The following is a 14,540-nucleotide window of genomic DNA, read 5'->3' on the forward strand; positions in this document are numbered from 1 at the left end:
GATACCAGAATTTACTTTTTCAATTTAAACATTAAAATGTTTCCTGCCGATAAAGTACCACCCTCGTTAGAAATATAAAGGTTGTTATCGCGATCAAATGCAATACCTTCTGGTTGGTTAAAAAAATCTCCTTTTAGAGGATAGGTCGCTTTTATTTTAAAGTTTGCATCGGTAACTACCAATAGTTTATTCACTGATGAAAGCACGTACCACTCGTTAGTTGATGGGTTTTTAGCCAAGGCAGAAGGGCGGAACTTAATTTTGGCATCGCCAGATAAGTCAGCTATTTCTTTATAAGACAAACCAAAGGTTCCAGTTGCGGTAAATTTACCATCAGCATATTTAAAGGCATAAATATCCGTCTGAGCGCTTTTATTTTTCTTAATTTCTTTAGTTAACACATATACCTGTCCTGTTTTTTCGTCAGCAGCCAATCCTTCATATTCGGCTTTGGGCACCAGGTCTTTGGTTTTAACCACATCTGCAACTTCTGGTTTATTGATCTCGCTAATAGGAAAGCTATGCAGTTCGCCATTACTTTTTAGCACAATTACAGTATTATTTAAGATAGCCAGATCTTCATAATCACCTTTGCCACCAAATTTGGTAAATTTCGATTCTTTATCGGTTAAACCAAGATGAAACAAATCGCCGTCTTCGTCCTGAATTGCAAATACTTCTTTAGGATCACCATTATGAAATACAATTCCAGAAATTTCGAATAAATTTTGCGGCATGTTATATTTTACAGGATTTGCTAAATCGTAAGGAAGGTTTGATTTTTCTGCTCCTCCTGTTGAAACGGTTTCTGTAGAATCACTTTTTTTATCATCACGATTACCATTTACGCACGAAATGCCCAAAAAGGCAACTGAAATTAGCAAGCTAGAGGCTAGGAAAGTTTTATTGTATTTCATAAGGTAAAATTTAACGTCCATGGTCTGTGTCCTCACAGACCATTAATAAGTTATCATGTGGTCTATGAGGACACAGGCCACGGGTATTTATTTATTTTTTAACAATGTATAGATATCATGTTGAGACTCTACAGGAGTCCCGCTGCTTTTAACAGGAATATTGTTCATGTTTTCATCTATACAAACCGCCTGTACGTTATCTTGTTTTTGGATTTCGATAATATCTATCATTTCTTGCTTAATCTGTTCGTTATAAATCGGGAAGCAAACTTCAATTCTTCGATAAATATTCCGGTTCATCCAATCGGCAGAACCGAGGTATACATCGGTTTTACCTAAATTATGAAAAATAAAAACACGGCCGTGTTCTAAATAACGATCAACAATACGGGTAACCTTAATATTTTCGCTCATTCCTTGCACTCCTGGAATTAAGCGGCAAATGCTCCTGACAATCATTTCGATCTTTACACCTGCCGATGATGCCTCGTAAAGTTTATTGATCAATACTTTTTCTTCAAGATTATTCATTTTAATGGTAATGCCCGATGGTTTACCTTGTTTGGCATGTTCAATTTCGCGATCTATCAAATCAAGAAAAACTTGTTGTAGATTAAACTGTGCTACCAATAAATGGTTGAATTTAATCAGATCGGAAGAGGTAGGCTTAATCCTTTTGGCCAGAAAAATAAAAAGCAGCTCCACTTCACGCAGCATTTCTTTATTGGCCGTCATTAAAATATGATCGGTATAAAAAGCGGCCGTACTTTCGTTAAAATTTCCGGTAGCAAACAAACCCGAATAACGCATGCGGTCACCCGTCTGGCGTTTTACCAAGGCTACTTTGGCATGAACTTTTAAAGCGGTTACACTGTAAATAATATCAACGCCAACCTCCTTCATTTTCTTGGCCCATTTGATGTTGTTGGCCTCATCAAAACGAGCTTTAAGCTCCACCAATACGGTTACTTTTTTACCATTTTTGGCAGCACTGATCAGGGCATTAACAATTTTAGAATCGCTGGCTACGCGATAAAGCGTAACATAGATTTCCCGTACATCTTCATCAATAGCCGCTTCATTAAAAAAGCGCAATACACTATCATAACTCTGGTAAGGCGTATGCACGATAATATCGTTTTTATAAATGGCCTCGGTTAAAGATCCATCTATGAGGTCGGTATTGCAGATTTTTGGCCAGTTTTGATTGGATAATTTTGGCGAATTAACCGGAAAACCCATAAAATCTTTCAGGTTATGGTACTGCCCGCCTTCCATCCTATTTGCCTTTTTAAGGTTGAAAAGCTTTTTGAGCAATTCGAAAACGTTGGCCGGTATGCCTGGTTGATGAAGAAAACGTGTAGCTAAACCAGAATCGCGTTTGAGCAACTGCTTCTCTAATTGTTCGGATAAACTGCCCGAATATTCGTCTTTCAGGTCAATTTCGGCATCCCTTGTAATTTTGAAACTATAACAACCTGTAATTTCCCCTTCTGGAAAAACACGGTCTAAATGAAAACGAACGATATCATCCAGAAAAACAATAAAGGTCTCATCGCCTGATTCTACTTTATAAAAACGGGGTAACTGGTTGGAGGGAATATTTAAAATAACAACTTCTGCATCTTCTTTCTTTTTTAATGTAATCAGAAAATACAGTTCATTATTTGAAGGAAAAAAGTTAGTATCAGCATCAATGTAAACAGGCTGCAAAAAAGCCATTACCTGACTCAAAAAATATCTGGTTATATTTTTCTGAATTTCTGCGGGGAATGGTTGCCCATAAATTAAGTTTATCTTATTCTCTTTCAGCAAGGGAATAAGATCTGATTTAAGTACCTTACCGTAACGCTGCTGCTGTTCTGAAATAAGCTGATTAGCCGTATTGAGCAAATTATCGTCAATCCGGATATCGTTATCTTCCTTATTGCTCAATTTCTCCAAAGCGAGTAACACCGGCATCCTTACACGATAAAACTCATCAAGGTTGGAAGAAAATATCGACAAAAACTTAATACGTTCTAAAAGTGGAACGGTACTTCGCTCGGCTTCCATTAAAATACGCTCGTTAAACTTTAACCAGCTTAAATCTCTATTAAAAAAAGAGGTTTCTACTATCTGTTCCATTAAAGTTTACCGTAAGCTGCGTAGGCAATTACAAATGCCAATACTGCTGCAATTAAACCAAACATGAAAATGTTGTAAGCCAGACGGATCAGTTTATACTTTCTGCCCAAAACTACGCCTTGCGAGTATACATCGGTGATTAAGGTGCCATATAAAAAGTCTTTATCGTTCATCACCTTAATCATACCATCGGTATAACTGGGTAAGCTCATTTTATAAAAGTTACCGAAAAACAATAGATTTACCTTTTTCTTATCCATATCTTCCTGTGTAAATTCTCCCTTGGGGATAGATGGGCGGGTTGATAAAATAGAAACTACCACACAGGTTAAACTCACTAATAACAAAATAAATGTGGGGATAATCAGGTTACCATGATCTTCCAATCGCCTTAACAACAAACTCACGATCAAAGAAAGCATGATGGAATTTACGGTGATCAGGATATGCGCTTTATTGTCGGCCATATCACTCAACCGTTGGTTGTTGGCAGAAGTAATCCTAAACATGGTTTCGATCCCTTTATCTGGCCTGTCGTCTTTATCCTTTTTCTTTTTGTCCTGTATCACATTAGGTACGAAGTTTTTAGCTTCATCCAGCTCGGTACTGATTTCCTCCTGCGATGTTAATTTACTTTTCAGTTTATTGATATTTTTTTGCTTCTGATCGCTTAGCAGTAAATTGGCATAATCTGTATGGTAATGATGAGATTCCATAAACTGGATATCTTTTTTACGCCAATCTAATTTACTGATATCTTTTTTATAGATGAGCTCATTCTCTTTATGCATTAATTTACCTTTTGCGCGAAAATCGGCCAGGCCTAAATGGAACAGATCCGCATCGCAAAGGATTTTATCGATTTCATTTTTAGGCTTCTGGGGAATTTTGGTGGCCAATATTGCACTTTTAACATGGTCACGGATTTCCTGATTGACCTTATGTTTTGCTAAAAAATCATCAGCTAGTTCTGCTCCTTTTGCTTCGTGGTTTAGTGCGTCTTCAAAATAGCCTGTATCGTGAAACCAGGCCGCAACGGTTACGGAGAAAAAATCCTGTTCATTAAGCTGGTAATGATTGGCAATTTGTTGTGCAGCATTTACCACTTCTTGCGTATGTTCCAGGTTATGATAAACCAGGCGTGGGTCGTTATGGGTATGGAAGTAATCGCCAACGTGCTTTTCTACATCTTCCTGCAATTGTTTATAGTTCATGAGTGTATCCGGGGTTGCGGTAATTTAAAATGACGATGGAAATGCATTTCTTGAAAATGTTTAAAGCTGAAAACTATATTATTTTTTTATGATTATAAAATTACGCTAATTTTTTAAAAACAACGCTGATCTCCCTTAACAATAATAATGCCCCGTTTATTTTACAATTAGATTTAGAAATATGAGGCTTTAGTACTATAATCTCATACAATCTGGTTTATTCTTGTTAAAAAAAGATAATAATCCGATACAAATAGCACATTCATTAACTTCAGAAAATTCTAATTTGCACCATTTAGCTTATGATTGATAACAACAGTATTTTGAGTTGACATTAATAACCTAAACTTGAATAATAGCTAATTAGGTATCTAAGAATGTTAGTGCATTTTAACACTTACGAGTTGATTGCTTTATTCTAAAAACCAATTAAAACCGATTTATAATTTTTATAAAACCAAATATAAAAGATCACAGAATACTATAAAACAAAATTTTACGTACTCAAACATTTGTGCAGCTTTTTGTACCGGTACTTATTTTTATTGCAAATGTTCTGGGATAATTTTACGATTAGAACCCGATAAGAATTTTACAGATCGATAATCCTAAATCAGTATAAAACTAATTAGATGTTCAATTCAAGGTGCAGAAAAATCACCTAAACTTTTTACCGGAATAAATAATGAGAAGAAAAAACACACTTTTTTTTTTACTGTCCATGACAATAGGTTTAAACAGCTTTGCGCAAAAAACGATAGAAATTACTACAAAAAGTAATGTACTGATCTTAGAAACAGATCGTGACAACACTTTATTATCGACTTACCTTGGCAAAAAACTAGACAATGCGAGCGAATACCCAAGCATACAAGCATTAGATAAATACAAACCTGGCTCTGATGACCTTTTAAATAAACGTGAAGCTTATATTGCCTCTGGCTCGCTTAATTTATTAGAGCCTGCATTGACTGTAACCCATGCCGATGGGAACAAATCTACCGTTTTAACATTTTCGGATGTAAAAACCGAACAGCTAGATCAGAACAGAAAATTAACCAGTATAATGCTCAAAGACTTAAAATACAATTTTCAGGTTACCTTGAAATACCTGGCCTATTTTAATGAAAATGTAATTGAGCAATGGGCCGAGATTGAACATAAAGAGAAAGGTGCAGTCGTGCTCAACAAATATGCCTCGGCAAATCTTACCCTGAGTGGAAAAAAATTCTTCCTTAAAAACCAGTATAGCGGGGCCACACGCGAAATGCGATCGGAAGAGCAACAATTGTTGCATGGGATAAAAACCATCGATTCGAAACTAGGAACCAGAACAAACCTGCTTCATTCTTCTTCGTTTATGGTTTCGATAGACCAGCCTGCCACTGAGGATATGGGCGAGGTAATTGCCGGATCGTTAGCATGGACAGGAAACTTTAAATTAGATTTCGAAACTTTCGACGAATACTACCTCCGGGTAACTGCTGGTATTAATAATTTTTCGTCGAATTATACTTTAAAGGCTGGCGAAAATTTCGTTACCCCCCGCTTTATTTATACTTATTCATCGGCAGGAAAAGGTTTAGCCAGCAGAAATTTACATGATTGGGCCAGAAACTATCAAATATTAGACGGGAAAGGCCAAAGATCTACCATACTAAACAACTGGGAAACCACTTATTTCGATTTTAATGATGAAAAATTAAACGAATTAACAAAGGATACCAAAAAATTAGGTGTTGATGTTTTTTTATTGGATGATGGCTGGTTCGGTAACAAATACCCACGTAATGGATCTACTGGTGGCCTGGGAGATTGGCAGTATAACAAACAAAAATTAAAAAATGGCATCAGTACTTTGGGTAAAGAAGCCACAGCAAGCGGTGTAAAATTTGGTATCTGGATAGAACCTGAAATGGTTAATCCTAAAAGCGAACTTTATGAGAATCATCCCGATTGGATTATCAGACAGCCTGAAAGAAAAGAATATTACATGCGCAACCAGTTGGTGTTGGATTTAACCAACCCTAAGGTTCAGGATTTTATTTACAAAACCGTAGATGATATTTTTAAGGAAGTACCAGAAGTTGCTTTCATTAAATGGGATTGTAACTCCTTAATATACAACGCCAACTCTCCTACTTTAAAAAACCAGGATCATTTTTATCTTGAATATATCAGGGGACTGAATAGCGTATTAGAACGGATTAGAAAAAAATATCCTAAAACACCAATGATGCTGTGTGCCGGAGGTGGTTCGAGAGTAGATTATGCCGCATTGCAACATTTCACTGAATTTTGGCCCAGCGATAATACCAATCCATACGACCGCATCTTTATTCAATGGGAATATTCATATTATTTTCCTTCAATTGCGGTAGATAACCACATTACCGATATGGGTAAACAACCTATTAAATTTAAAACAGATGTGGCCATGATGGGGAAACTCGGTTATGATGTACGTGTAAATGAGCTCAGTAAAAATGATTTGCTTTTTAGTCAGAATGCCGTAAAAACCTATAACAGCTTTAAAGATATTATCTGGCATGGCCAGCAATACCGTTTGCAGGATCCTTACGAAAATAAAATAGCTTCAATTGCCTACGTAAATGAAGCAAAAGACCAGGCTATTGTTTTTAACTATTATGTAGCTACCCTTTTTACTAATGGTGTGATATTACCAATTAAACTAAAAGGATTAGACTCAGCCAAAAAGTATAAAATAGAAGAAATTAACCTGTATCCTGGCACTAAATCGCCAATTGACAGTACTAAAGTTTATTCTGGCGACTTTTTAATGAAAATAGGCCTTAATCCGGAAGCCAATGCTTACAGAACCAGTGTGATTTTAAAGGTACAGGCGATATAGACTGTTTAAAAGAAAGATAGCTTCATAATGTTAAAAATAAAAAAAGACCGGTGGTCTGGGCGGCTGAACATCTTTTGTACCATTAAGGAATCGGTATCCTATTCGTTTATAACTGTATACGAACCTGTATTATTTGGCTAAATGTTTTAAACCTTTTCAGGTTTGCTTAGTCTGTAAGCCTGTTGGGAAGGTGAATGCTCAAAAATTTTGATCGATTATATTTTCCTGTAAGCAGTATCCTATATTATTCGACAGAAAAAAAAGGATATTCTAAAAAATTAGAATATCCTTTCTGTTAACATTCAATGCTTTCGTTTCCTGTTGATCTGGTGAAAAGGATGCAGATTTAGGTTAGGACTATTATTTTTCTGACGGATTATTTCACTGCATAATCAAAGGCCTTAAACTTTTGAAAAACATTTGCTGCACAACCTAATAAGCCAGCCTTGTTGCCGAGCTTGGCCGCAACTACCAATTCATTACCTGGTGCAATAGGTACGGCTAAAGTTTTTATTCTTCTTTCTATCTCACGGACATAGAAGGCGCCAGACTCGCTTATGCCTCCACCAATTACAATTTTTTGCGGACTAAATATATTTATAAAACTAATAATGCCAGTAGCCAGGTAATCGAAATGCGATTCCATAGCTTCAACTGCATATTCTTCCCTGGCCAGGTATTTTTCGACCATATATTTACCATCAATCTCTTCTGGCGAATTTGGGTGGATAGACTGGTAATGGTTAAGCAGGGCAGATACTGACGCATAAGCTTCTAAACAACCACGACCTCCGCAGGCACAGGCAACTCCACGGTGTTGTACAACAATGTGCCCTAACTCTGTACCTCTATTTCTAAATCCTCCGTAAAGTTTGTTATCAATCATCACAGCACCACCTATTCCCGTACCTACGGTAAGGAAAACCACATCACTACAATCTTTGGCCGCCCCATAAGTCATTTCTCCAAGTCCCATTAAATTGGCATCATTATCCATTACAATGTTATAACGCGTTACTTCCTGCAGGATTTCACCTAAAGCCAATTGTTTAAAGCCGGGTAAATTATCAGCACCGGCAATAATCTTATTGTTGTAAATAATTCCCGGAAAACCAATGCCCACCCCAAGAATGGGGTTTTTAATTTTTTTAGCACAGGTATTGATTGCTTCTACAATGAGCGCAATAATTGCACCTTGTGTTTTCGCATTTTTTAGCGATACAATAATGGAATATAAAATTTCGCCATTTTGCTTTACTACTCCACATTTGAGTGAAGAACCACCTACATCAATTCCGATAGCATACGATTTTTCCATGTTGAAATTATTTAAAGTAATCATATAGCGGACCTAGTTTAAATCTCATTTGCATTGCTTTATTGGACATGTTTTTTCAATATCTTATTATTCGAGTCTAATATAGGCTAAAAATAGAATTCGATAAGCCTCTAATCGCTAAATTTCAATTCAAAACCTTTCAATATTGCTTAATTAACAGTAGTAATTTTCAGGCAACGCAACCATAAAATCATGTGTTTGATTTACCTAGGCAAAAAGATATACGATTATTAAAAAAAATGTTAATCAACACAATGTCTATTAGTCTATTTAAAATCAGGGTAGTTATTAATGTCGTTTAAAGAACATGCATCATGTTCACCTAATTAGCTTTACAGGCTGTTTAAAAAGCAGTCATTTTTACAAAGGCTACAAATATCTTTTTCTCCAAACCTGCATCATATATACATTTATTTCCCATTGATCGGCAACTGGAAGGTTGGTAAACGGAATGGTTGGCATATAACTGGGTGGCCCAAATTCAGTTAACATGGTTAGGATTTTACCTTGTTGTTTCTTTAGGGCAACAACTTTGTCCCACCAGGCAAAATGTGCTTCAACAGCCTGCTTCCATTCCGGAGCTCTTGGATCACTTACTTGTGGTCCTTCTGCATGGCCAACCCTGGAATGAATATGATCGGTACGTGAAATAGCAAGTGCAACAGTTTCTGATTGATCTTCGAGTAAACTTTCGCTCACATTGCACCAATGAGAAATATCGAGGGTTAGCCTTAAATCAGGATTTTTATCTAAATATTGTAATGATACCGGAGCTGAATAAAGCATACGCGACCGATGGGTTTCATGATAAATTGGAACTCCTGTTTCTTTGGCATACTGAACAGTAAAATCAATGAATTTTTTGTTGTCCTGGTATTGGAAAAAATCCTTTCCGGAGTGCACATTTATATACAACGGTTTTTGGTACCGATGTTCAACAGCTTCTTTAAGTACTTTTTTAAAAGTTGCAAAGTGCGGTACCGGAAGGGCTTCATCTCCACGGCAAAGGAAACCGACTTCTAATTGATATTTTTTTAACGCTTTAAATAATTCCTCTGCAATTTCTGCCGACCAAAGAATTTCTATTCCATCATAACCTGAATCTTTTGCTTTTTTGCAAAAATCGGTTACCGAGCCATTAAAGCCCCAATAGGGCGCCATGATTTTTAAGGCGAAGCCATTTGTCCATTTTTCAGATCTGGAAGAAGGTGTGCTAAATGTTTCCATTGGTGTTAAAAATAAAGCAGATGTGAGGGCCATGCTCCCACCAATAAAATCGCGTCGGTTATATTTCATATGATATACATTACAGATTCAAGTTACACATTTTTAGTTTTTAAAGAATTTAGTCCATATCAAAAGATGGCTTCCTGTATAAATTAATGGAATAAAAATCCGAAATACTGTTAGAAGCACAAAAAAGCCCTTCAGAATATGCTGAAGGGCTGCCTTAACAATTGGATGTTTTCCAATGATTCTGGCTTAGCTCGCTTAATTACGAACTTAAAAACCTCTATTACCGAATCTGATAAACTACTTGATGCGCTTCCCATTGTGCAGGCACTTCGAGTTTACGCGTTAATTTATCAAGTATTCCTGCAGGTACAATAGCAGATCTATTCTTATTTTGAAGATGCAAGTGTTGGTAAGGCACTTCAATATAGACAATACTTACTTTTGCCTTGTAAATACTAAACAAATCAATTAATTGCATGCGCATCTGGCTCGTCGTATTGGTAGCATTCCAAACAAAAGATTGCTGTTTCCGCAGATAAACTCTGGCATACTCTTTTGCTTCTTGTATTACCCTCCCGTTACCTGCTTTATCCGTTGGGGATATTCCCTTTTCCTTACGGATACCGTCTAAAGAGATAATAGGCCAATCTGAGTAATGTGCTTTAATATAGGTATCTTTTCCAGCACCGGGCAAACCACTCATCAAAATAACTTCTGTTACTGGCCCATCAAATGGGATGTAATCTAAATAAACATCTTCATGTTGCATAAAATACATTTTCGCAGCATCTGATTTAAACCTATACGGATTTTCCCAGCATTCATTTTCCTTACAAAATTCTTCGAAACAAGCTATTCGATATAACATCTCTTCCTGATCATCACAAATACGTCCAAGCATATCTGCTTTTGCTAATAAACATAACCATTGCAGATTAACTTCCATACTTGCTTTAACTATGACTTTCACAGGATCATTTTTTTCAAATAACCAAATCGGCAAACCATGATGCCTTACCAACCCTACAATTTGTTCACGAATGGTAAAAGGTGTTGGTTCATCCTGATATAGTAATTGTCTTGCAAATTGAGCCCCTTTACGCGCATGTCCATTTGAGGTAATGCTTCCGTCTGCTTCAAAAACAGTAGTACTGTATTTTTCAACATCATGCAATAAAGCAGCTGCCCATAAAACTTCCTGATCTTGCTTAGATAAATCTTTAAAAGCAAGTTCACTTTGTAAAGCTGTTAATACCATTTGCGTATGTATGGCCACATTACCTTCTGCATGATAGCGAGAGTCTTGCTGAACACCTGCCATTCGCTTTACCCAGTCAAAGCGAATTTCAAGATCTGCCCATTGCTTATTTTCACTTAACGTCCACATGCTTACCTCCTTCATTTATCAGTGATGCGCGTTTCCAGCTTCTGGTCCAATGCTCATCAGTTTTAACATGCCCCTTGCGCACGTATTTGAAAACATTTTGGGCAAAATTATTAACGGTATACTCATCAGCATTCCTGCTAACAATTCCCTCCATAGTGACCTGGGTTTTATCGTAAACATCATAGGTATCAAATTTCCCTGGATTCTTTACCAACTCAAGTATTTCTTTTTCGAATTGCCGTTGATTTTCTGGTTTTTGTTCTATTTTAATTATAGGAACAGTTGGCAGATCTAACATATTTGCATAAAACTGCGTTTCTTCCCAGCTTAACCAATGGTCGCATTCGCGAACACCAAATACATAAAAATGATGTTCGAGCTTACGGTATTCAATAGAATGGATTGCATATAAGTTTTCTACGAAGATTTCTAAATCTCCTAAATCATGTTTTACAAGTTGCCAAAAACGCCTAAGACTTTCTGTCCATGGTGATGTTGTTGGAGCCGCATGCGAGCGGGCAAACACGCCGTATTTAGATAGGCAATTATTCTCGCCGTCGAGTTTTTCGGTGTGTATAAGTGTAGGGATTTTCTGTAAATATTCCCAATAATCGTGCTGTATCCTGTCATCGCTAGTTGTTCCCGGCGAAAACGGATAGTGATAAGTACGACCATATTTTTTTGAAATAGCCATATTGTAATAAGTAAAGTAAAAAATAAATAGTAATTACTCCCTCCCCGAGCGGGAAAGGTCATTCAACATTTATATGCAAATGATATTACATGACACAAGACTTAAATAGTTCGTTTAGCAACAAAAGTAATGAAACTAATTTAGTTTCTTCAATTAACAAAATGTTATTTAAGAAGTTAACAACATAAATCCATTTTTCTTAGAGAAAAATGGATTTATGTTGTTCCGGTATTTAAACTTATTCGTTAGAAGAATAAAGGAATTAGCAGTGCTTTAAAACAATTTAAATCCTACAGATAGATTAAACAAACCGCTTTTCTCACCTAGTCCCTTATTAATTTTTGTAAGGCCCCTGCTGTATCTGGCATCGATACTGATGTTGCCAATATCTACGCCAGCATTAATCACTCCACCGAAATTAAGCTTTTTATAATCAAAGCCAACCGGCCCTTTTGCTTCGTTAAGGGTGTAATTAACATCGGGACCTGCAGAAACTCTTAAATTTAAAGCCTCAGTATCGATAAGCTTATATCCAACCATAAGTGGTAAATTAAGTTGGTTAAATTTTGGTGTATAAGTGTTTGCTGCATAGACATATGAACTCTTAAAGCTAACATAATTCAATTCTGGCTGAAAATATAGCGATTTACCAACCCGCGCAAATACCCCCAAATTATAACCTACCTTTCCTTTTTTATCTGTTATGGCCTTTAAACTTGTTGGCAATGTTCCGTAGTTCGCACCAGCTTTTACACCAAATACCAGGTCAGAATCTTGTGCTTTTGCCACTCCTGCTGTAATAACCATAACAGCAACTAATAAATAAAACTTGTTCATTTTCATACTTTTTTGTTTTTAAATAATTGAATATTTATTGTGTTTTGAAAGTATGACAACAACATTTGGATTTACCCCTACGCCATAAAAAAATATGAATTGATTTAGGAAGGTTATATCCCTTAAACTGCATATTGCTCAGAACAAACAGGTTGTTGTAAGCCCCGGAAAAGCCATTATTAGGTAAATAGACTCTTATTGTTGATTATGTTTTTATTGTTATCTCCGTTATATCTCGCTAATTGATGATTTAAGCCCTCGCATATTTTCGTTTGTATTCCATAGGCGATAGCCCCGTAATGCGTTTAAAGATTTTCCTGAATGCTTTCAAATCGTTGTAACCGGTATCCTCCATAATAAATGGCAGATCTTTATGGTTCATTTCGATGGCTTTTTTTGCTGATTCTATCCTCACTCTTTGTAGATATTCGAAAGGTGTATTATTGGTGGCCGCCTTAAACCGACGGATAAAATTACGCTTACCCATATTAACCAGACTTGATACCTCATCCATTGCGATTTCGTTCTGGTAATTTTCTTCAATGTACTGCTGGGCCTTTAAAATATCTTTATCATCGTGCTGATGCTGGCCAGTAAATACCTTAAAATGCGCCTGGCTGGTTCTGTCCATTTCAATGGCAAACATTTTACTGATCCACAGGGCAGCTTCGCGACCGCAAAATTTCTCAATCAGGTAGAGGATCAATTTAAGAGAAGAGAATGCTCCACCACTGGTATAAACCCCGTCCTGATCGGTGGTTACCAAATCGCTTTTCATTCTGATTTTGGGATAACGTTTCTGCATATCTGTTGCTACAGCCCAGTGCGAGGTTACTTCTTTACCGTCAAGCAAACCCGCTTCGGCCAAAAAGTAGCTACCTACGCACAAACTGGCCACTTCGGTCTGGTTGGCGTACATTTCTTTGATCCAATTAACAGCCGCTTGGTTTCGACCTAACACGCCCTCGTTACTTACGCTGAATGAGGGAATAATAATCAGATCAGCTTGCCGTATATCCCCATAATTTAACTGCTCGATATTGACGTTGTTAAAATGAAAAGGAATTTCGCGATCTTTCTCTGCAACCAAACTTAGCGCAAATACAGGCGTTTTACCAGCACGTTCCATATAACGGTTGGCAGCACTCAACAAATCTACAACTCCGGTAACTGATGAAGGAACAGCTTCGTCGAAAATATAAAGGCAAACTTTTAACATCCTTAAATCGTTATTTTAATGCTAACTAAATTAAGTATTTTATTTGTCACTTTCACGCCCTTAAGTTGTCATTTATGCCGCCTAAATGGCACCAATAATCTACAGAGATTTGTAACAGATAAAACAACAGCAACAATGGGCAAATTAAGTGTATTCAATTTTATCAGTCTGGATGGCTATTATAAAGATGCCAACAATGGGATCGACTGGCATCAGCACGGCCGGGAAGAGGGCGAGTTCAGCGCGAAAAATCTTGAGCACGATAGCATCCTGCTCTTCGGCCGGATAACTTATGAAATGATGGCATCGTGGTGGCCATCTCAAAATGCCATTGATTTGATGCCTGAAATAGCCAGGGGCATGAACCAGGCCGAAAAGATTGTATGTACCAATACCCTGCAGCACACCAACTGGCAAAATACACGGATAATGAGCGATGATATAATGGCTCAAATAGCCGAGCTGAAGAAAACATCACCAAAAAACATTACCATTTTAGGCAGCGGAAATCTGAGCACACAACTGGCCGAAGCAGGTTTGATAGACACCTATCAAATCATGATCGATCCGGTAGCCATCGGAAAGGGCGCCTCTGTTTTTAGCGGCATACAAGAACATTTAAATTTGAAATTAAGCAATACCCGCAGCTTTAAAAGCGGTACCGTATTATTAAGTTACGAAGCATTATAATTAAGAAT

11 protein-coding genes are annotated in these 14,540 nt (G+C 36.9%); 2 read left to right on the plus strand and 9 right to left on the minus strand.

Annotated elements, in window-relative coordinates:
* Positions 1-11 precede the first annotated feature (11 nt).
* The 3 genes from ACN9MR_RS12445 to ACN9MR_RS12455 form a co-directional block, all read right to left on the minus strand.
* The gene (locus ACN9MR_RS12445) at positions 12-917 is read right to left on the minus strand and encodes an SdiA-regulated domain-containing protein (RefSeq protein WP_426329989.1); all 906 of its coding nucleotides are present in this window, start codon (positions 915-917) and stop codon (positions 12-14) included.
* A gap of 87 nt (positions 918-1,004) precedes the next feature.
* The gene (ppk1, locus tag ACN9MR_RS12450; RefSeq protein ID WP_426329990.1) at positions 1,005-3,044 is read right to left on the minus strand and encodes a polyphosphate kinase 1; all 2,040 of its coding nucleotides are present in this window, start codon (positions 3,042-3,044) and stop codon (positions 1,005-1,007) included.
* Entirely contained in the window at positions 3,044-4,258 is a 1,215-nt protein-coding gene (locus tag ACN9MR_RS12455) for a Pycsar system effector family protein (RefSeq protein WP_426329991.1), read from the minus strand. The genes ppk1 and ACN9MR_RS12455 overlap by 1 nt, the downstream gene beginning before the upstream one ends.
* Positions 4,259-4,943: 685 nt before the next feature.
* On the opposite strand from ACN9MR_RS12455, the gene ACN9MR_RS12460 reads away from it, so the two are divergent.
* On the plus strand, positions 4,944-7,130 hold the full coding sequence (locus ACN9MR_RS12460; protein ID WP_426329992.1) for an alpha-galactosidase: 2,187 nt from the start codon (positions 4,944-4,946) through the stop codon (positions 7,128-7,130).
* A 376-nt stretch (positions 7,131-7,506) separates the two neighbouring features.
* Here ACN9MR_RS12460 and ACN9MR_RS12465 read toward each other — a convergent pair whose 3' ends face one another.
* The 6 genes from ACN9MR_RS12465 to ACN9MR_RS12490 all read right to left on the minus strand — a co-directional run bounded on the left by ACN9MR_RS12465 (position 7,507) and on the right by ACN9MR_RS12490 (position 13,842).
* Positions 7,507-8,448, minus strand: a complete 942-nt coding sequence (locus tag ACN9MR_RS12465) for an ROK family protein (RefSeq protein ID WP_426329993.1) — start codon at positions 8,446-8,448, stop codon at positions 7,507-7,509.
* A gap of 390 nt (positions 8,449-8,838) precedes the next feature.
* Positions 8,839-9,765 carry a sugar phosphate isomerase/epimerase family protein gene (locus ACN9MR_RS12470; RefSeq protein ID WP_426329994.1) on the minus strand — a complete coding sequence of 309 codons (927 nt, stop codon included), beginning with the start codon at positions 9,763-9,765 and terminating at the stop codon, positions 8,839-8,841.
* Positions 9,766-9,985: 220 nt separating this feature from the next.
* Positions 9,986-11,092: an AAA family ATPase gene (locus ACN9MR_RS12475; RefSeq protein WP_426329995.1), complete on the minus strand. Its 1,107-nt coding sequence runs from the start codon at positions 11,090-11,092 to the stop codon at positions 9,986-9,988.
* A complete protein-coding gene (locus ACN9MR_RS12480) occupies positions 11,076-11,786 on the minus strand; it encodes an RNA ligase family protein (protein ID WP_426329996.1) in 711 nt (236 codons plus the stop codon). The genes ACN9MR_RS12475 and ACN9MR_RS12480 overlap by 17 nt, the downstream gene beginning before the upstream one ends.
* 273 nt (positions 11,787-12,059) lie before the next feature.
* Complete coding sequence (locus ACN9MR_RS12485; protein ID WP_426329997.1) at positions 12,060-12,623, minus strand: porin family protein; 564 nt, start codon at positions 12,621-12,623, stop codon at positions 12,060-12,062.
* Positions 12,624-12,873: 250 nt separating this feature from the next.
* Positions 12,874-13,842, minus strand: coding sequence for a GlxA family transcriptional regulator (locus ACN9MR_RS12490; RefSeq protein ID WP_426329998.1), 969 nt, complete (start codon positions 13,840-13,842; stop codon positions 12,874-12,876).
* Between the two features lie 18 nt (positions 13,843-13,860).
* Between ACN9MR_RS12490 and ACN9MR_RS12495 the strand changes: the two genes are divergently transcribed.
* On the plus strand, positions 13,861-14,532 hold the full coding sequence (locus ACN9MR_RS12495; RefSeq protein ID WP_426329999.1) for a dihydrofolate reductase family protein: 672 nt from the start codon (positions 13,861-13,863) through the stop codon (positions 14,530-14,532).
* Positions 14,533-14,540: the final 8 nt, after the last annotated feature.

The sequence above is a fragment of the Pedobacter sp. R-06 genome (assembly GCF_049913135.1).
In the GTDB taxonomy this organism is placed as follows: Bacteria; Bacteroidota; Bacteroidia; order Sphingobacteriales; family Sphingobacteriaceae; genus Pedobacter.

What these genes read in the sequence shown, in the direction of transcription:
- ACN9MR_RS12490 (WP_426329998.1), bottom strand. Translation starts at nt 13,842, where the DNA reads ATGTTAAAAGTTTGCCTTTATATTTTCGACGAAGCTGTTCCTTCATCA.
- ACN9MR_RS12455 (WP_426329991.1), bottom strand. Translation starts at nt 4,258, where the DNA reads ATGAACTATAAACAATTGCAGGAAGATGTAGAAAAGCACGTTGGCGAT.
- ppk1 (WP_426329990.1), bottom strand. Translation starts at nt 3,044, where the DNA reads ATGGAACAGATAGTAGAAACCTCTTTTTTTAATAGAGATTTAAGCTGG.
- ACN9MR_RS12480 (WP_426329996.1), bottom strand. Translation starts at nt 11,786, where the DNA reads ATGGCTATTTCAAAAAAATATGGTCGTACTTATCACTATCCGTTTTCG.
- ACN9MR_RS12475 (WP_426329995.1), bottom strand. Translation starts at nt 11,092, where the DNA reads ATGTGGACGTTAAGTGAAAATAAGCAATGGGCAGATCTTGAAATTCGC.
- ACN9MR_RS12470 (WP_426329994.1), bottom strand. Translation starts at nt 9,765, where the DNA reads ATGAAATATAACCGACGCGATTTTATTGGTGGGAGCATGGCCCTCACA.
- ACN9MR_RS12495 (WP_426329999.1), top strand. Translation starts at nt 13,861, where the DNA reads ATGCTAACTAAATTAAGTATTTTATTTGTCACTTTCACGCCCTTAAGT.
- ACN9MR_RS12460 (WP_426329992.1), top strand. Translation starts at nt 4,944, where the DNA reads ATGAGAAGAAAAAACACACTTTTTTTTTTACTGTCCATGACAATAGGT.
- ACN9MR_RS12465 (WP_426329993.1), bottom strand. Translation starts at nt 8,448, where the DNA reads ATGGAAAAATCGTATGCTATCGGAATTGATGTAGGTGGTTCTTCACTC.
- ACN9MR_RS12445 (WP_426329989.1), bottom strand. Translation starts at nt 917, where the DNA reads ATGAAATACAATAAAACTTTCCTAGCCTCTAGCTTGCTAATTTCAGTT.
- ACN9MR_RS12485 (WP_426329997.1), bottom strand. Translation starts at nt 12,623, where the DNA reads ATGAACAAGTTTTATTTATTAGTTGCTGTTATGGTTATTACAGCAGGA.